Origin of the sequence: Telmatobacter bradus (genome assembly GCF_048629425.1) — a bacterium.
GTDB lineage: Bacteria > Acidobacteriota > Terriglobia > Terriglobales > Acidobacteriaceae > Telmatobacter > Telmatobacter bradus.
In genome coordinates, this window is the sequence record NZ_CP184532.1 from 2,903,739 (window position 1) to 2,921,992 (window position 18,254).

Below are 18,254 nucleotides of genomic sequence, written 5' to 3' on the forward strand. Positions count from 1 at the left end.
TCTTGACGAGAATGTGTAAAGGCCATCGTTTTACGCGGCTTTCTGAAAGGCGACGAGTTGGGTTCTTGTGGCGGCCAGCCGTTGCGCTTTCAGCAGCAGGTAGTTGAGATTGCGGTAGCCGCGTCCGCGTCGCAACAGCGCTTTGATGTTGCCGTTGACTGCTTCGACCACCCCCAGGGGAACCTTTGTTCTGCAGTAGTTCAGGATTCCCTCCAGATGGCGAAGCAGCATGTCGGCCAACTTCTCCATGGGCTTGAGCCGCTGCCAGCGCAACTGATCGATCCAGTTCTTCAGGTAGCGCAACATCGCGCCCTCATATCTGTAGCTCCACAGCCGATCCAGACTTTCCTTGAGCAGGTACGCCTTCATCACGCGCCGGTTCAGCGCAAACAGTTCGTTGAGTTGCTGTTTTTGGCGCGCGGTCAGATGCACCCAGCGCGTCAGCAGCAGCCAGCGCTTGCCCTTGACCAGTTCCCGCGCCGGCCCGCCCTTGCGGAAGAACTCCTGGCGGCGCACCTCATCCACAGCCGCTCCGGCGTGCTTCATGATGTGAAATTTGTCATAGATGATGCGGCAGTTGGGCAGCCACTCGGCGATGCTCTGCTTGAACGGTTCCCACATATCGACGCAGGCAGCCTGCACCGCGCCACGTTGAAAGGGGCTCAGTTGCTTGGCGAAGAACTCGTCGAGCGTTTCCTTCTTCCGCTCCGCGCCGAACCACAGAGGCTCGGCGGTCCCGAGGTTGCTCACCACGGTGATGAACTTTTGCTTTTTGCCCACAAAGATCTCGTCCACACCCATCTGCCGCAAGGCCGGCTTGCGCCGCGACTTTGCCCAACGCGCCAGATACCGCTGATCGATGGCCCGCACCGTGCTCGCCGCCAGACCAAACTGCCGCGCTACTCGGCTGGCTGCGGAGCTTTCGCAGGCTTGGCCTACCGCATCCTCGAAACGCTTGCTGAAGGGCGCTTTGCCAGGAAGCAGCGGCACCTTCTCCGCCTTGACGCCGCAGTCCAGGCAACGAACCCGGTACAGCTCGATCACCACCGTGGTCAGATACTCGAAGCACGGCAGATCGCGCACTTCCCGCTCATAGCTGGCTACCATTTCGCCTGTTGGCCTGCCGCAGCCGGAACAGACCAGCAACTTGTTGGCCCGCTTGCGCCGAACCCAAAGCTTCAGCCTTTTGCCAGGCTCGTCAATCTCATGCCGGTAGACCTTGTAGCCCGGCCATCCCAATACCCGCGTCCAATCGTTGTCGCGCATCGGGAGGAGAATAGCCGATTCCACACCTCAAGCAAAACCCGCGAAAATCACGCTGCCTTACAGATTCCTGCGCAGAGCCGAAATTCTGCTGAATTCCATCAATATCGAACGGAATTCGGATAATGCCGAACCGCGTTCGAGAAAACTCGACGATCGTTCGAAGTGTGTTCGAGTACTTCGTGAGGAGGACTGAAAACATTGCCAAGGAATTATGGTCTTTTATGTCTGTTTCTGGTTGCGAGCGGCAGGGCATAAGCAAGGCGCGAAATATAGAATAGTCGCAAGTGCCCATGCCATCCTATCCGATCTCTCCCAGTGCGATTTCCCTCTGGCTTTCGTTGGGGGTCGTCGCCATTCTCGAAGGACTCTCCATTCATACCTGGCAGTATCGCAAGGAGCAGGGTGCGCTTTGGCAGGTGTGGTTGCAGGCGAGTAAAGGTCTCTGGTTGCTCGTTCTGGTTCTGGGCAGTCGCAGTGCATTGATTGAGGAGAAGATTCTTTGCCTTCAGATCGGCACGGCACTATCCTTTTCTGTTTGCTATCTATGGTTTCGTTTTATAGCCAATCTCAGCGGCTATGACCGAAGAATATCGGCGTTGAGGTGGCGCACGATACAGTGCGGTGCAGGAATTCTTTTTCTGCTGATCGTCGTTTGCGCATGGCGTGGATGGCTTTGGAACTCTCTGCGCATAACGGACGGGATCTTTCATTCGCCCCGTTCCTTGCTTGGCAATAGTATTAGCCTGCCTATCTATGCGCTGAATGTCTTTACCCTTTGGATCAACACCCGCTGGGCTCTGCGCAATGCGGGACTCAGGCGGCGTCAGGCCTGGATGTTTCTGGTTCCCAGCATCTTTACCTGGTCCGGGCAGCTTGTTTCTCGATTGCGAGGTCTCGACAGTATCGCCCCGTGCGCAATAGGTTTTTGTCTCTCCGGCTTGATTACCCTCTGGGCCTTTCATCGCTGGCGGCTTTATAGCATTCTCCCTCTGGCCAGGGAAGTTGTGGTTGAGGGAATGGTAGATGGCCTGTTGGTCATCGACGACGAGGGATACATCGTCGCATTGAATGCTCCGACCAGAATCATCTTTGCCGGCACGACTGTATCCGTAGGCAAGACCATCGTGGATGCCCAGCAGGCATGGCCGGAGATGGCTTGTCGTGATGACTCCGCTTCTATCTGGGAGGCTCAACGCCGACAAGGCGACGCGGTTCTCTTCTACCTGGTAACGCAAACCCCGTTGCGGACTCCAGCGGGCCATGTGCTGGGCCGGGTGCTGGTCTTCAAAGATATTACACACGAAAAGCAGCAACACGCGCACATCGTTGAACAGGAGAAGGCGCTCTCGACGCAGGAAGAGCGCACGCGATTGGGCCGAGAACTGCACGATGGGCCGGGCCAGCTCTGGAGTTATCTCTTCATGCAGATGCAAGCCGCTCGCAACTCTGTCGTCAAAGACGATAGGCCGCAAGCGATGCAGCGCCTGGATCGACTGATCGAAGTGGTCCAGGAGATGCACGTTGGTCTGCGCGAATCCATCACCGGGCTACAGACGGGCATATCCCGTGAGCAAGGACTGTTGCCTGCGCTGGAAGAACAGCTTCGCTGGTATCGCGAACATTGCGATCTTGAGGCTGAGTTGGTGGTACGTTACGAGTGGCAAGCGGAAATGCTTTCACCCGGCGTCGAAGTGCAATTGCTGTGCATTCTGCAGGAGGCTCTGGTCAATGTGAGGAAATCGGCTCACGCCAACCATGTGCAGGTGGTGATCGAGAGGGAAGGGGACGAACTCAAGATCCTGGTAGAAGACGATGGATGCGGATTTGACCCGGGGCAATTGGGTCAGCAAACCGGGCATCATGGCTTCCAGATCATGCGGGAGCGGGCGGCGGAGATCGGTGCGCGGCTTCAGTGCGATTCCCGTTCTCAGGGTGGGACCAGAGTCACCGTGAAGCTGCCCCTCTCAATATGTGCGCCATTCCGAGGAGAGGCACTATCCTAAAGGAGAGGACTCCGACCATGAAGGTGTTGTTGGCCGATGACAACGCTCTCTTTCTCGAAGGGCTGCAGGACCTGCTGGAGGACAACGGCATTGTTGTTCTGGGCACGGCGAACAATGCGCAGGAGGCGGTCGCCCAGGCCATCTTTCTGACGCCCGATGTCGTGCTGATGGACATTCAGATGCCGGGCAAAAGCGGTATTGCGGCAACACGGGCCATCAAGAGCAAGTTGCCCGGCATGAAGATCGTCATGATGACCGTTTCGCAGAATGAAACGCATCTCTTCGAGGCTATAGCCGCCGGAGCCAGCGGCTATCTGCTCAAAAGTATGCCGCAGAAGGATTTTGTGGAGGCGCTGGCGGGCATGGCGCGGGGCGAATCGCCTTTTTCGCCCGGGCTGGCAGCCAAAATCCTGGCCGAGTTTGCCCACCGTGAGCAGCAGCGCAAAGCCCGCCAGCGCAAGGCCGCGCCTAAAGTTCCTGCTTTGAGCGAGCGGCAGATGCAGATTCTTCATATGGTCGCCCAGGGCCGCCCGTATAAAGAGGTCGCCTTCGATTTGGGACTGGCTGAGGCCACCATCAAGTACCACATGGGCGAGATCGCCGACCTTCTCCACTTGGAAAATCGTGCCCAGGCGATCGCTTACGCCAGCAAGCTGCACGTGGCTCCCGATTCCCTCCTGGACTGAACTCCTATAGATCCGGTCCGTAAATACTGTGTTCACCCCAGTGCATTGTGTGCCCCATCCTTTCTGTCATCCTGAGCGAGCGAAGCGAGTCGAAGGATCTGCTTCTTGTTCAGTTAGCGAAAGGGTGGGATCCCAGTAGCACTATTTAAGGGCCGGATCAATAGCTGCATATTTATTTTCGAAGACTAGACCAAAGTATAGGACTTTTGTGCTGCTTTTTATCTAACTTATAGATAAATAATGGGTTATTTTAGGGCCATGATCGGGCTCTCCAGCACGACTCTCGATGATCTCCGGACATGGCTATCGCTGTGCCCGCAATGGCTTGCCCCTGAACGGGCCTGCTCCAGAGGGATTTCGGGCGGCGATGCAACCGGAGATGCTCCGACCGGTGCGAGAGAACCGCATGTATGCCCTGTGTTGTGCCGCAAGAAATCGAAAGAAGGATGACTATGATCGACCGCCGCTGGCTGCTGAGTTGGATGCTGTTTTGTACCTTGATCCGCAGGACCTTTGCTCACTCGCGACATTCTTTGGCACGCCCGTGCACCGTGGCACGATGGGGCACTACACTCATCATGCTGGCCGGGATGAGCATGCTGGCGGCTTCGGCGGAGACTACCACCTACACCGTGACGCTACATACCGACACCGTCCCGACGGAAACAACCAGCACGTCGAGTAACTACAACCTTCCTGGACTCGGCACTGGAGCCATAGGCGATCTGCGCTATGGCATTCAGCAGGCGATTCAAAACGGCGGAGAGCAGGTCATCGATTTCAACTGCGGATCGAGCTGCAAGATTACGCTGAGTGCCCCCTTGCCGCCGATCACTTCCGGTTCAACGAATCCGCTCTATCTGACAATCAACGGGGGGAGCAATGGCTCCATCATTATTGACGGAGCGAGTCTATACCGGGTCTTCTTCGTCGATAGTGGTACGGTCATACTGAGCGATTTGGTGATCCAGAATGGCCTGGCCCAAGGTGGAGCAGGGGGCAGTGTCACCGTAGGTACCTATTCCTTTAACGGGGGGAGCGGCGGCGGCGGCTTTGGCGCGGGTGGTGGATTGTTTATCAATCAAAGTACCGCCGTGGTCTCGGTCCGGAACACAACCTTCAAGAATTGTACGGCGATTGGCGGTAGCGGCGGCGCTGTCGAAGTGGACGGAACTCTAGCTGGCGCCGTATTGGGCGGTGGCGGCGGCGGTGGCGGCGGCATGGCCTTTGCTGGGGGCGACAGTATTCAAGCCGACGTATTCAGTGGCGGTGGTGGTGGAATGCTGGCTGCTGGAGGGAGTGGCTACGGGGCATATGACGGTACAAACCTGAGCCTGGAACTGACGGCATTAAGCTATAGCGGTAACGGCGGTGCTGGCGGTGGCGGTGGCGGCGCTGCCGGTGAGGCTGCCGGAACCGCATATTTTGATTATACGTTTTACAGCGCGGGCACGGGCGGCGTTGTGTATGGCGATGCCGTCAATGGCGCTGGAGCCGCCGGTACCGCTGTTGCTCTAGAAGTTGTCGGTGCAATCGCAGTTGGTGGCGCCGGCGGTTTCGGTGGCGGTGGCGGTGGCGGTAGGTGGGGATTCGATGGTGTCTTATGGGATGGAACAGCAGACGTTAACAGCTGCCCAAGTCAGAAATACGACTGCGGCGGCGGCGCCGGCGGCTTCGGTGGCGGTGGTGGTGGAGGCGCCGGCGGCGGCGGTGGCAGTGGCGGTTTTGGCGGCGGCGCTGGTGGCTACATCTTGACGCCAGATAAAACAGGCACCGGCGGTGGCTACACGGATGGCACGAATTCGTTGTATGGCGGGAATAGCGGGCTTCCTTACTATACTTTTGACAGCTCCGCGAGTGATTACTTATCACCAAGCTTCGGATCTGCTGGCGGCGGTGGCGCTGCGGCCGGCCCTGCCATCTTTGTCAACGAAGGCAGCCTTTCGATCTTCAACAGCAACTCAATCTACGCTTCGGCAACGGCAGGCGCCGGCGGAATAAATTACATATATAACCACGGGTTTAGTCACGACAGCGGACAGGTATACGTCCCAGCATCTGCCGTAGTCGGAGCAACGGGCGATGTGGATGCTACACCGCTCTACAACTATAAGGGCACCATCAACTGCTCAAGCAGTACTGCTTTTGGCCCGCACAGCGAACTGACCGATGCTGACTACAGCGCCTCTACCAGTAGCTACTCCCTTTCGATTAGCTCTGTGCCAACGACGGTCACGGCGGGAAGTAGTAACAGCATCACGGTTCAGCTATTGGACGGAACCACGCTGGTTGCCGGATACACCGGAATCGTCACCTTAACCAGCACCAATGGTAAATTCACTTACACCTCTCCCTTGCTCCTTACCTGCGGTACGGGGACGACGACATTCAACATGAATGAGGCGGGCAGCGGCTACACGATTACGGCGGTGGCCTCAGACAGCGACTCTGTTACGATCGCGAGTGCCACCTCTGCCGCTATTGAGGTAGACCCCGGCGCGGCATACAGCTTGACTGCGAGCTCTGGCGCCTCACAATCGGCAGTCGTCAACCAGAGTTTTGCCTCGAACATCGAAGTTTTAGTAAGCGACGAATATAGCAATCCTGTGCCCGGTGTGGCCGTGAATTTTAGCGTACCTGCCAGTGGCGCAAGCGCAACGCTTTCCAGTGCCAGCGCAACGACAAACTCCAGCGGCATTGCCAGCGTAACAGCTACTGCGGGCACAGCCTCCGGTACCTACGATGTGACTGCCGGAGTAACAGGACTAACCTCCGTCACCTTTGCTCTGACAAATACATTCGGCAGTGCGGCAAACCTGGCTATAGTTTCCGGCACTCCGCAATCAGCCGTCATCGGCAATGCCTTTACTTTACCCCTTAAGGTTAAGGTGACGGACGCCTATGGCAACGTTGTCTCCGGAACAACTGTAGCCTTTGCAGCCCCATCCAGCGGAGCGAGCGCTACGTTTCAGTCCGCCGATAAAACTGGCTCGGACGGAATCACCAGTGTGACCGCTACAGCTAACCTAACGGCCAGCGCGAATTCCTACGCGGTGACCTCGAACCTGAATCCTAATACCAGCGTGACCTTTTCGTTGACCAACACCCAGGCAACGCCAACGGTGACGGCCACTACGACATCGAGTTCTGCCAGCTACGGTACGAACTTGAAATTCACTGGAACCGCGTCCTCGACAACAGCAACTGGTATGATCACCTTCAAAGCCGGATCGACAGTCCTCAGTACTTGCACGCTGTCGAATGGCGCCTGCTCAATTTGGTATTCGACGCTGGCCGTAGGCAGCTACACGATTACCGCCAGCTATGACGGCGACGATAACTATGTCAGCGCCGACGGTACGGTTGCTCAGGTCATTACTCAGGCGACGCCGACGCTGGCTATATCTGCGCCGTCGAGTGTGATATACGGCGGCAGTTACACGCCTACCATTACCTATAGCGGCGATGGTACGGTATCATTGGCTGGAACAAGTAGCATCTGCACCGTCACAGGTAGTGTAAGCAGCTACACGGTCAGCTATGTTGGAGTAGGAAGCTGCACCTTGACTGCTAGCGCCACGGCAGGTACGAATTACGCCTCCGTCAGTAGTGTGAAAAGGACGTTCAATATCACTCAGGCGCCGCCGGCGTTGGCTGTCTCCGCGCCGTCGAGTGCGACCTACGGCGGCAGTTACACGCCTACCATTACCTATAGCGGCGATGGTACGGTATCATTGGCCGGAACAAGTAGCATCTGCACCGTCACAGGCAGTGGAACCAGCTATACAGTAAGCTATATAGGCGTGGGAGGCTGCACGCTCACGGCGAGCGCCACGGCTGGTACGGATTATGCGGCGGTAAGCAACGTAACCCAGAGTTTCACAATCGGTAAGGCGACGCCGGCGTTGGCTGTCTCCGCGCCGTCGAGTGCGACCTACGGCGGCAGTTACACGCCGACGGTTATCTATAACGGCGACGGCACAGTATCATTGAGCGGAACCACTGGCATATGCACCGTCACGGGCAGTGGAACCAGCTATACAGTAAGCTATATAAGCGTGGGAGGCTGCACGCTCACGGCGAGCGCCACGGCTGGTACGGATTATGCGGCGGTAAGCAACGTAACCCAGAGTTTCACAATCGGTAAGGCGACGCCGGCGTTGGCTGTCTCCGCGCCGTCGAGTGCGACCTACGGCGGCAGTTACACGCCAACGATTGCCTATAGCGGCGATGGCGCCGTATCGTTGAGCGGAACCAGTGGTATTTGCGCAGTCACGGGCAGCGGGAGCAACTACACCGTCAGCTATGAGGGCGCAGGTAACTGCACGCTGACGGCGAGCGCCACGGCCGGCACGGATTATGCAGCAGTCAGCAACGTGACACAGAGCTTTAGCATCGGTCAGACGACGCCGACGGTGACGGCCTCCACTTCATCGAGTTCCGCCACCTACGGCGCGAACCTGACAATTACGGGAACCGCGTCCTCGTCAACTGCTACGGGCACCATAACCTTCAAGGCGGGATCGACCACCCTCGGCAGTTGCACGCTATCGAGCAGAACTTGCTCGATCATCTACTCGGCGCTGGCGGTGGGCAGCTACTCGATTACCGCCAGCTACGGCGGCGACAGCAACTACGCCAGCGCCAACGGTACGGTTGACCAGATCATCACGCAAGCCACGCTAATGATTACCGCCAACAGCAGCACACGCAACTATGGCGCAGCAAACCCAGCATTCACGGGTGCGATCACCGGAACATTGAATGACGACAGTTTTACGCAGAGCTTCTCGACCACAGCGACCACGCTGTCGAATGTGGGAACTTACGCCATTGTTCCCAGCTTATCGGGAACTAATCTCTCCGATTACTCTGCGTCGATCGTTGACGGAGTCCTGACCGTGACGCAGGCAGGCACCACCACTACCTTGAGCGCCAGCGACACGACAACGGATTCGGGAACAACCACCGCGCTGACTGCACAAGTTGTTTCGACCACCAGCGGCACACCGACCGGCACCGTGAGTTTTTATAGCGATACGACGCTGCTGGGTTCCTCAACACTGAGCAATGGATCCGCCAGCTACACAACAACGCTGGCGGCAGGCTCAACCTATAGCCTTAAGGCGGTCTACAGTGGTGACACCAACTTCACCACCAGCACCTTCAGCGACTTATCGATCACCGAGGGTTCGTTGGACTTCACCATCACAACTCCGACCACGACCACGCAGACGGTGGTTCCGGGCAGCGCGGTCAGTTACAGCTTTTCTATCTCTCCCAATAGCGGCAGCTATGCGGGCACGGTAACCTTCACGGCCAGCGGACTGCCCACGGGCGCGACGGTGGCCTTCTCGCCTGCGACGATTTCGGCCACTGCTGGCGCGCAGACGGTGACCATGACCATTCAGACGGCAGCGGCGACGGCGCAATTGACCGAGTCTGGACGCAAGCTGGCTCCGCTGGTCTTGGCGCTGTTGTTGTTCCCGCTGCTTGGCGCAAAGAAGATGCGGCGACAGGGACGCTACTGGCTCTGCTTCGTGATTTTGCTGGGCGGCATCGCGGCTTCAGCCGCGTTGACCGGATGCGGCGGCAGTTACTTTGCGCATTCGGCCAAGGATTACACGGTGACAGTGACCGCGACCGGAGGCGGCCTGCAGCACAGCTTCACCGTTACGCTCAACGTGCAGTAAACGAGAAGGAGAGATTCAATGCACAGATTTATCAGTGGGGTGCTCCTCTTCGGAGTGATGACAGCAACCGCATCGGCGGCGCAAAATGCACCGCGTGAGAAGAAAGACACAACTGCGCCTACAAATTATCTGGAGGTCGCGATCACATACGATGCTCTGCACGGAAATGAGACTGCGGGCAATGGCTTCTGGTTGCAGGGAGGCGGTATGCAAGTGGAAGGATATTTTTCGCATGGGTTTGGCGTGGTGGCCGATCTGGCCGGAGAGCACACCGGCAATATGCATGGCTCCGGCGTGGGGCTGGATATGGTAACGATGACTTTCGGCCCGCGCTATACCTGGCAGCACGCACGTCATCGCCATTCTGAGCTTTACGGGCAAGCACTGGTTGGGCAGGCAAATGGCTTCAACAGCGTCTTTCCCAATGCCAGCGGAGCAACTTCGAGCGCCAGCAGCCTGACGCAAAAAGTTGGAGGCGGTGTGAATTACGCACTCTCACGCCGATTGGCCGTGCGTGTATTTGAGGCCGATTGGCTACGGACACAGCTCCCTAACTCGACTACTTGCGTACAGAACAACCTGCACCTGGACGCAGGTCTTGTTCTGCGCTTCTACTGATGCGTCTTGCATTCGTAGATGCTCAGGTTGAATGGTTATGCCTGACGTGGCTTGGATACCTCATTTTGCTTGTATCAAGGTGAGACTGTCACTTCATAGACTGTCAACGCATGAAGGACATTTTGAAATATGCGAGGGAAAACTGAGGGCCTATCGCTGATAGCTTGGAAATGCTTACCGCAATCGATAGCCCCCAGGCTCTCAGTGCCGGTTTCTTGCATCCATCTGTAAGTGGTGCGGACTCTTTGGACCGCTGACCGGCACGGCATCTTGTTGTGGTGCTGGAGCCGGGACGGTTTGTCCAGGCGTCGGTATACCGGTCGACACGGGAACCGCATCCCGGCAGCCCTGTATCTCGCTTCCTCCAAACAGCCCGACTAACATCGCCGCCCCAGCAACCAGCGGTATCCAAATGCGCAGCAGGTCGCTTTTCCATTCATGCAAGAGAGCGTCTATTGTTTTCGCCCGTCTCTCCAGGGAATGCTCTATTCGGTTGTTGGTATATTCCACCTGAGCAGCAACGCCGCCATGTGAATCCGATAGATTGTGCAATGCCGTTGTGAGTTCCTTCTGTGAACTCGTCATGACCGCAGTGGTGGCTTGCAGGCCCTTCACGGTCTCTGATATGCCCGATTGAATAAAGTGTTGGCGTAGGCTTTCGCCGAGTATCTTCGCAATCTGCTGAGGATCAAGACCGCCCTTGATTTCTCTTGGAAGATCAGAAATCCGCGCCTCCAGTTCGCGGACATAGCCAAGCATCTTCTGTTGCGCCTCATCTGAGAATTGTCGATGAAGTTCGAGCAACTCCTGAAAGCGCTCGCGCTCATCGGCAATATCCTTCGGCGTATGGCGTGTGAGTAGAGCTAGGATGCCCATCGCTTCGAGAATGCGCAACATTTCATCGTCAGGGCTGAGCGTCCGGGTATGCGCGAGCACGCGATAATATGCGGTCTGCAATTCATCCGGCACAAGCCGGGCGAGAGAGTCGAACAGCGTCGGCTCTCCCTCCGGAACAACTGCGAGCTTGGATGGAATGGGAGCTGCGCTCATGGCAAGAACACCTGCCTTGCACGGTCGAATTCAGAGAAGAGCCGCCGTCTATAGCTCTGGGCGCGCATAACGAGAGAAGCCCTCTTCAACTCATCTACGTCGGCCTTGCGGTCTGCAACTTGTCCCAATTGGATTCCATGTTGCCGGACAGGGTTTTCAAGTTCCGCAAGCCGAAACTCCATCTGCAAGATTTCCGGCGAAAAGGCTTCGCGGAAACGACTGGCCTGTTCGGTAGACCTCCAGTAGGTGAAATCCGCCAAGGCGCTTGTAGCGTTTTCGACAATGACATATTCCACCCGATCCTGAAGGCGGCTTGCCCAGGCAAGGATGCTTTCAACGCTGGCCGGGTCTGGCGTGACCACACCGACTGCCGTAAAGCGAACGCCAGTTGCGGCGACATCTTCATACATCGACTCAAACCAATCGGCGGCCACCTGTCCGGCACCAGCACCCATATCGGCAAGAATGATAGGTGTACCCCCGTCGAGATGATCGACGAAGGCATCGAGACCCGCAGGCGTGTGAATGTTGACCTTGGTCACAGTGCCATTGAAGAAGTGTTTGAGAGAGCCCCGCGCCTTATTCTCAGTATCGAGATCGAGCAGCGTAACAGGAATCTCGTTCAATGCGAACCACTCGGCCAAGGAGACTATGACGCCAGTTTTGCCGACGCCTCCTTTGCCACCCATGGTAAAGACAACACGCTTTGAAAATGCCGTCATTGCTCACCTCCGTTAACTCTCAGTGTCAGAGGTTCGTTCTCTCGGAAGACGAAGCGGGTAGGCTTTGGATTCCGTACCGTCGGCTTTGCCTTGAGGGCGGCAACGCGGTCGAGCGCCGGTGACTCTGCCACTGCGAGTTCCAGCGGCGGCAATTCAAATTGTGTTCGCTTGCGATGCTTGGCCCGAACCTTGACAAAGGAATGGAGAGTGCTCGGCGCAACGTATAGGCCGAGCCGTTCTTGAAACAGTTGGGCTACTTCGCGATAGGTTCGCCCGCCCCGCCGCAGTTCGCGGATCAGATCGCGATGTGGTTCCAGCTTCGAGCGGTATGGTTTGTTTGGGAGAGATTCGAGGATCTTTCGAAGGTCTGGTTCCATTGGATTGGCTCCAGAACACTTCGCGAATCATGGTCCGATAACAGTCCGATAACCCGTTCCAACTATGCCTAAAAGTGCCTTACTGCGCTATCCATGCCGTCTATTTTCAATAAGTTACGAGACGGATGACCACTTCTGGAACTGAAGTCCGCGCCGTAGGCGCAGAGCAGGTTAGCCCCACGTTTCAACGTGGGGTACGCAACATACAAGGGACGACGCAAAAACTCGATCAAGAATCCAGGCCAAGTCACGCGAAGCAGTTAGCCCCACCGCAGGTGGCAGGTGGTCAGTTCCCCGGACCGCCCCAATAAACGGCCACGACCCGCGGCGGCCCAGCCACCGAATCGGTCACCGTGGTCTCAATCACCATCTCCAGATTGTGATTCTGCCAGCCCTCGGGGGCATTATGCAGCGCATGTTCCAGCGTGCGCCCATTCGAGACCAGCTCTGCGGCGGCCTGCGTGCCTGCGCCGGTGATTCCCGCTGCAAGAATGGTGAACTGGCCGGTGTTCGAGCTCATCAGACGGTCCACAATGGCGTAGTCCAACTGTAGTCTGCCCTGGGCATCGGGGCGCGGACGCCAGATGCGGTTCCCCGGAGACACCTCGCGAATGCTGAAGTCTTCGTGATCCTCGACAAAGGAAAAATGCAGGTTGGAAGTCAGCTGCATGGTCCACTTGTTGTTGAATGCACCCACAAAGATGGAAGGCGAATTGCGCAGATCCTCATAACTATAGTTGCTGCCAATGCGCACCTGACTGACCTTGCCCAGCTTGCCCAGTTGCCCGGAGAGGTTGATGGCGGCATAGGCATCGCCCACGGCCACCCCGAAATCGTCCGCCAGGTACAGATCGCTCCAGCGCAACTGCTCGTCCTGACTGAGCGGCAGAGGCAGATTGTCGCGCTCCACCTCAGTAGCAAAACTGCCTGGGTGGCTGCGCTCGTAACGCCGATAGATCTCCTGCGAAGGACGATAGACGACCGGTTTGGACAGGCAGATCAGCACCGGTTGCTGGGTAGCCAGCGCTGGAGCCCAGAACTGGCTGATCATCGAGCTCTGCCGAGCATTCCGGTAAAGAACGTATCCATAAATAGAGGTTGCTACCAGCAGAACAACGACAATCGCTGGAATCCAGAACCGGTATGGGGAGCTGTGCACGGGCAGCGCAGGCTGGATTTCGTGCGCCTCATGAGAATGTGCGGAGGAATGCGCAGACTCCGGCTCGGCTTCCGGCTCACTGCTCACCCTGTGGAATGCGGGCGCATACGAGCCGACAGACAGCTCAATACGCATCCCCGCCTCATGGGGAACAGACTGATAGTACTGCTCCAGGCGGCGGCGCACTTCTCCGGCCTGTACACGCACCACCGGATCCTCGCCCGTGGCGTAACCCACTGGACGCTGAAAGACTTCCGTCCCGATGGTCCGTTCCTTCAGCAGATCGGAATGGCCATCCAGCTGTTTGCGAACGACATACTCAAGGAACTGACGGCTCCGCGACGCACTGCGGAAGAACGGACTGGCAAGAATCCTGTCCAGTTCCTCCAGTACGGCGCGCTGCAGCTCTCCATGGTCAACTTCAACGGAGTGAGACACTCACCGTTCCTCGTCTGTTACAACAAGCCACATACATCCCCTTGATAAGCACGTAACCGAACAACATACAGCAAAGAACCAGTCAATTACCTGAAACAATTTTCACGTACGCCGAAGTGAGCAACATATTCGTGTGTGATTTATACCGTAAAAAAACACGACAAGCAAGGTGATTTTTTGGAGTAAACCCCAGGAAAAACCGTTTTTCTTACCGTAAGAAACTGTGTTTTACTTATGCTTTCTTCCGCAAAGAGCCTAGTGTTCGGGCGAATTGCAGGACAGAAATTCGGACCTTGCCTGCAATGTGCAACACACAACGTTCCAAGCGGTTACCGGGATACAAGTCCCTGAACCCTTGGAACCAGACGCAAAAAATGCTGGAGGAAACCTATGATGCATAGAAATTCAAAATCCCCAGGCATACGTTGTACGCGATTCTGGCTTGGCCTCATCGCGGCATTGTTCCTGGTGGCGCTCACCATCCCCTCAGGTCTGGCGCAAGTCACCAGCGGCAGCCTGTATGGCACAGTACGCGATGCAACCGGAGCTGTGGTCACCAACGCAAATATCACCCTGACCAACGACGCAACCCAGGACGTTCGCAACACCCAGAGCAACAGCGCCGGGTACTTCAACCTTACCGCTGTCCCGTTGGGCACCTACAGCGTCACCATCTCAGCCAACGGATTTGCCAACTGGAAGCTCTCCGGGCTGTCGCTGGGCTCAGGCGATATGCGTGAAATCACAAGCATTGTGCTCCAGATCGGCAAAGCAAGCCAGACCATCGCGGTAACGGCCGACGCCGAGCAACTCATTTCCATTGATTCAGGCAATCACGCCGCAGTGCTGAGTTCCGAAGATATGAAACGGCTCTCAATCGAAGGCCGTGACGTCTCGGAACTATTGAAAGTTCTGCCGGGCATGACCATGATGGCCAACGGCGTCAGCGGCGGCTCTTCGGTGGACTTCTCGAAGGAATCCCCTGTTGGCAGTGCGGTGGGCGACGGCTACTCGCCGAGCGGCGCCCCCTACCGCGGCGGCTCAACCTACATGCTGGATGGGGCAAACATCATCGATCCGGGTTGTAACTGCTATTCAATTGCCGTTCCGAACCCCGATATGACGGCTGAAGTCAAGGTGGACCAGGCCTTTGGCGCCGACACCCAGAATGGTCCCGTGATTATCAACTCCACCAGCAAAGCGGGTGGCAGCAACTATCACGGCATGGCCTATTTTTACGCCCGTAACCAGGCACTGAACTCCAATACCTGGCTGAACAACTACTCCAATACGGCAAAACCCTCCGGACAGTACTACTATCCGGGATTCAACGTGGGCGGACCGATCCTGATTCCGCATACCCGCTTTGAAAAGAAGCGCAACCTGCTGTTCTGGTTCGGTTACGAATACTACAAACAAACCTTACCGCAAGCCTCACCACTAGAGTCGTATGTACCCACCGACGGCATGAAGGCCGGCAACTTTACCGCTTCAGGCAGCGGCAACTCGACGGTCTGCTCCAGCTTCAACGCCAGTTCCAGCAACTGGTGCAACAACCTGACGGGCGGCTATAACGCCAACGGCGTCGCCATCACCAACCCAGCGGCTATTCCGGTCGATTCAGGCGCTGCTGCCCTGATGAAGCTCTTCCCCGAGCCCAATGCCAACCCCGCCAGCACGCCCGGCGGCTACAACTACGTGGAAGGTGTTTCCAGCACCCAGAACGGTTATGTTTACCGTGCTCGGGTGGACTATAACGTTAACGACAACACCAAGATCTTCGGCACCTTTCAACAGGGAGTCACAACCTTTGTCTCCAACTCTCACGTGTGGTGGACGCCGAGCTATTCGATTCTCTATCCGGGCGGCAATATCGACACGCCAACCACCTCGCGGGTAGCCACCTTCAACATGATCAACATTCTTTCGCCCACTATGACCAACGAATTCATCTTTGGCTGGGGTTGGGCAAATGAACCCTTCAAGCCGACCAACCTGTCGGCGATGTACAAGTCGACGCTCGATTATCCTTACCAGACGGTCTATAACAGCGCCTCATCGGTTGCACCCTCCATCAACTCGCCCGGTGCCCAAACCTTCCCGGATATTTCCCAGCCGGCATTCTTCAACTCGGCAGGCATCTACCCGGAAAAGAAGGCCATTCCGACCTTCTCCGACAACCTGACCAAAATCTGGAAGACGCACTCCTTCAAGTTCGGCGGCTTTACCGAACTGGTGGGCAATGAACAGGGCACCTGGGCATATCCGAATGGCCAGTTGAGCTACACCGATCAACCGCTGTCGAACGTTGTTACCGGGAGCAGCGTCTCCGCAACCACCAAGATCGGCACCTACAATCCAACCGCCAACTTTGTAATGGGTATTGCCAGCAGCTTTTCGCAGAACAACTCTCTGCCCCTCGAAGATATGGCTTACCGCACAACATCGGTATACGGAATGGACAATTGGAAGTTCAACCGCCGCCTGACCCTGAACTACGGCATTCGTTTTGATCACGTGGGACGCTGGTATGACCGCCAGGGCGTAGGCATGGCCGTATGGATGCCGAGTCAATTCACCACCGACGTAGCTGAAAATGAAGGCGCGGGCTCAATGATTGTGGAGTATCCGGGCGTGCGCTGGCACGGCATCGATCCTGGCATTCCCAACTCCGGCGCACCCACGCATCTTCTGATCACCTCACCGCGTTTTGGCTTCTCGTATAACGCGGAGGGCGACGGCCGCACCGTGGTGCGTGGCGGCTGGGGTAAGTACGTATGGAACGATGAACCACTCAGCAACCCGTTGAGCACATCGCAAAATATGGCCACCTTCAACTCCGCCAGCAACCAGGCCATCACGCTGGCGCAGATTCCCAAGCAGTCCACCTCCGGCAACGCATCACCTGCCGGAAGCATCAGCGCCTACAGCGCCAACGACTACTACCTGCCCACAACTTATGCCTGGAACCTGACGGTGGATCGTCAGTTGCCCTGGAAGACGCTGCTGGAAGTAGCTTACGTAGGCAACAGCACCCAGCACATAACGCTGGGCGGTGAGAGCGACGGCGTTGGCGTGGGCGGATCCAACTACATCAATGTGAACAAAATCGCCCTAGGCGGATTGTTCACCGCAGATCCGGTCACCGGAGCCTCGGCTCCGTCCGATCCGGATAATACCGCAACCTACAATATCGCCGACTACCATCCGTACTCGGGCTGCCTCAGCTCGGGCAGTTGCTATGGTTACGGCTCCAACTCCGTCAGCGTCTATCAACACGCCGGCTATTCGAACTACAACGGACTGCAGGCTGCCTGGTACAAGCAGTCTGGCCACTTGACCTTCAACTTCAATTACACATGGTCGAAGTCACTGGGCATTGTGGACACCACGCTCGATGCCTACACTATCCACAACAACTACGGCATTCTGGCCATCGACCGTCCACATGTCTTCAATGCCAGCTACTCCTACAGCTTTGACAATGTCTACCATGGCAGCAGCAAGATCATTAATCAGGCTGCCAATGGCTGGACGATCTCCGGCATCACCACGATTCAGAGTGGCGCCAACCTGCAGGCTAACTCCTCGCAGAATCTTGGTCTGACCCTCGAAAAGCAGGATTCGAGCGGCAACAACATTGAAACACTAACATCGAAGACGTACTTTGGCACCGACGCCAACTCGATTCTTCCTGTAACCACCTGCAACCCGAAATCTGGTCTGGCCAGCCATCAACTGGTCAAGCTGGGTTGCTTCAGCGCGCCCACCATCGGCAATCAGGGTGAGCGTGTGCTACATCCTTATCTGGCCGGTCCGTACTACACCGACACGGATCTGACGGTCTACAAGGCCTTCAAAATTCACAACGCACAGAACGTCGAATTCCGCGCTTCGGCCTTCGACTTCATGAACCACTCGCTGTGGGGATTAAGTGGAACCAATTTGGTGACGCTGAAATACGCCACCAAGGACGGCGGCAACTCCTTCTACACCAGCGACAGCGTCCTTGGCGTCGCACAGAGCAAGTGGGGCGTCATGGACCAGAAGACACCGTACTCCGGCGCGGGTTATGCACGTATCATCGAACTATCCGCAAAGTTCAACTTCTAACTACTGGCGGAGCAGGTTTTACCTGCTCTGCTTCCTTTAGTCCTTCGGCCTGGAGCATTTCTTGAATGCTCCAGGCCGCTCGACTTACCTTGCAATACCGTAACTGCGGAGGCGCTTGTTCTCCGGGTT

Annotated in this window: 10 protein-coding genes; 5 read left to right on the plus strand and 5 right to left on the minus strand. The window is 56.7% G+C overall.

The window, feature by feature from the left end:
- Positions 1 to 30: 30 nt before the first annotated feature.
- Positions 31 to 1,266, minus strand: a complete 1,236-nt coding sequence (locus ACOBR2_RS12065) for an ISL3 family transposase (RefSeq protein WP_420236124.1) — start codon at positions 1,264 to 1,266, stop codon at positions 31 to 33.
- Between the two features lie 290 nt (positions 1,267 to 1,556).
- Here ACOBR2_RS12065 and ACOBR2_RS12070 point away from each other — a divergent pair, with 290 nt between their 5' ends.
- From ACOBR2_RS12070 to ACOBR2_RS12085, 4 genes are all read left to right on the plus strand, one after another.
- Positions 1,557 to 3,269, plus strand: a complete 1,713-nt coding sequence (locus tag ACOBR2_RS12070; protein ID WP_420236361.1) for an ATP-binding protein — start codon at positions 1,557 to 1,559, stop codon at positions 3,267 to 3,269.
- 17 nt (positions 3,270 to 3,286) lie between these two features.
- The gene (locus tag ACOBR2_RS12075) at positions 3,287 to 3,955 is read left to right on the plus strand and encodes a response regulator transcription factor (RefSeq protein ID WP_420236362.1); all 669 of its coding nucleotides are present in this window, start codon (positions 3,287 to 3,289) and stop codon (positions 3,953 to 3,955) included.
- 551 nt (positions 3,956 to 4,506) lie between these two features.
- On the plus strand, positions 4,507 to 9,648 hold the full coding sequence (locus tag ACOBR2_RS12080; RefSeq protein WP_420236363.1) for a beta strand repeat-containing protein: 5,142 nt from the start codon (positions 4,507 to 4,509) through the stop codon (positions 9,646 to 9,648).
- Between the two features lie 18 nt (positions 9,649 to 9,666).
- Positions 9,667 to 10,266, plus strand: a complete 600-nt coding sequence (locus ACOBR2_RS12085; protein WP_420236364.1) for a hypothetical protein — start codon at positions 9,667 to 9,669, stop codon at positions 10,264 to 10,266.
- Between the two features lie 201 nt (positions 10,267 to 10,467).
- On the opposite strand, the gene ACOBR2_RS12090 is transcribed toward ACOBR2_RS12085, so the two are convergent.
- From ACOBR2_RS12090 to ACOBR2_RS12105, 4 genes are all read right to left on the minus strand, one after another.
- Positions 10,468 to 11,316: a hypothetical protein gene (locus ACOBR2_RS12090; RefSeq protein WP_420236365.1), complete on the minus strand. Its 849-nt coding sequence runs from the start codon at positions 11,314 to 11,316 to the stop codon at positions 10,468 to 10,470.
- Positions 11,313 to 12,038 carry a hypothetical protein gene (locus ACOBR2_RS12095; protein WP_420236366.1) on the minus strand — a complete coding sequence of 242 codons (726 nt, stop codon included), beginning with the start codon at positions 12,036 to 12,038 and terminating at the stop codon, positions 11,313 to 11,315. Before ACOBR2_RS12095 ends, ACOBR2_RS12090 begins: the two co-directional genes overlap by 4 nt.
- Positions 12,035 to 12,415 carry a hypothetical protein gene (locus tag ACOBR2_RS12100; protein ID WP_420236367.1) on the minus strand — a complete coding sequence of 127 codons (381 nt, stop codon included), beginning with the start codon at positions 12,413 to 12,415 and terminating at the stop codon, positions 12,035 to 12,037. The genes ACOBR2_RS12095 and ACOBR2_RS12100 overlap by 4 nt, the downstream gene beginning before the upstream one ends.
- 286 nt (positions 12,416 to 12,701) lie before the next feature.
- Positions 12,702 to 14,012: a hypothetical protein gene (locus ACOBR2_RS12105; RefSeq protein ID WP_420236368.1), complete on the minus strand. Its 1,311-nt coding sequence runs from the start codon at positions 14,010 to 14,012 to the stop codon at positions 12,702 to 12,704.
- 390 nt (positions 14,013 to 14,402) lie between these two features.
- On the opposite strand from ACOBR2_RS12105, the gene ACOBR2_RS12110 reads away from it, so the two are divergent.
- The gene (locus ACOBR2_RS12110; protein ID WP_420236369.1) at positions 14,403 to 18,125 is read left to right on the plus strand and encodes a carboxypeptidase-like regulatory domain-containing protein; all 3,723 of its coding nucleotides are present in this window, start codon (positions 14,403 to 14,405) and stop codon (positions 18,123 to 18,125) included.
- Positions 18,126 to 18,254 lie beyond the last annotated feature (129 nt).

Bases quoted from the DNA above. Each gene is read 5' to 3' on its own strand.
- ACOBR2_RS12065 (WP_420236124.1), bottom strand. From the start codon at position 1,266: ATGCGCGACAACGATTGGACGCGGGTATTGGGATGGCCGGGCTACAAG.
- ACOBR2_RS12070 (WP_420236361.1), top strand. From the start codon at position 1,557: ATGCCATCCTATCCGATCTCTCCCAGTGCGATTTCCCTCTGGCTTTCG.
- ACOBR2_RS12075 (WP_420236362.1), top strand. From the start codon at position 3,287: ATGAAGGTGTTGTTGGCCGATGACAACGCTCTCTTTCTCGAAGGGCTG.
- ACOBR2_RS12085 (WP_420236364.1), top strand. From the start codon at position 9,667: ATGCACAGATTTATCAGTGGGGTGCTCCTCTTCGGAGTGATGACAGCA.
- ACOBR2_RS12090 (WP_420236365.1), bottom strand. From the start codon at position 11,316: ATGAGCGCAGCTCCCATTCCATCCAAGCTCGCAGTTGTTCCGGAGGGA.
- ACOBR2_RS12095 (WP_420236366.1), bottom strand. From the start codon at position 12,038: ATGACGGCATTTTCAAAGCGTGTTGTCTTTACCATGGGTGGCAAAGGA.
- ACOBR2_RS12100 (WP_420236367.1), bottom strand. From the start codon at position 12,415: ATGGAACCAGACCTTCGAAAGATCCTCGAATCTCTCCCAAACAAACCA.
- ACOBR2_RS12110 (WP_420236369.1), top strand. From the start codon at position 14,403: ATGATGCATAGAAATTCAAAATCCCCAGGCATACGTTGTACGCGATTC.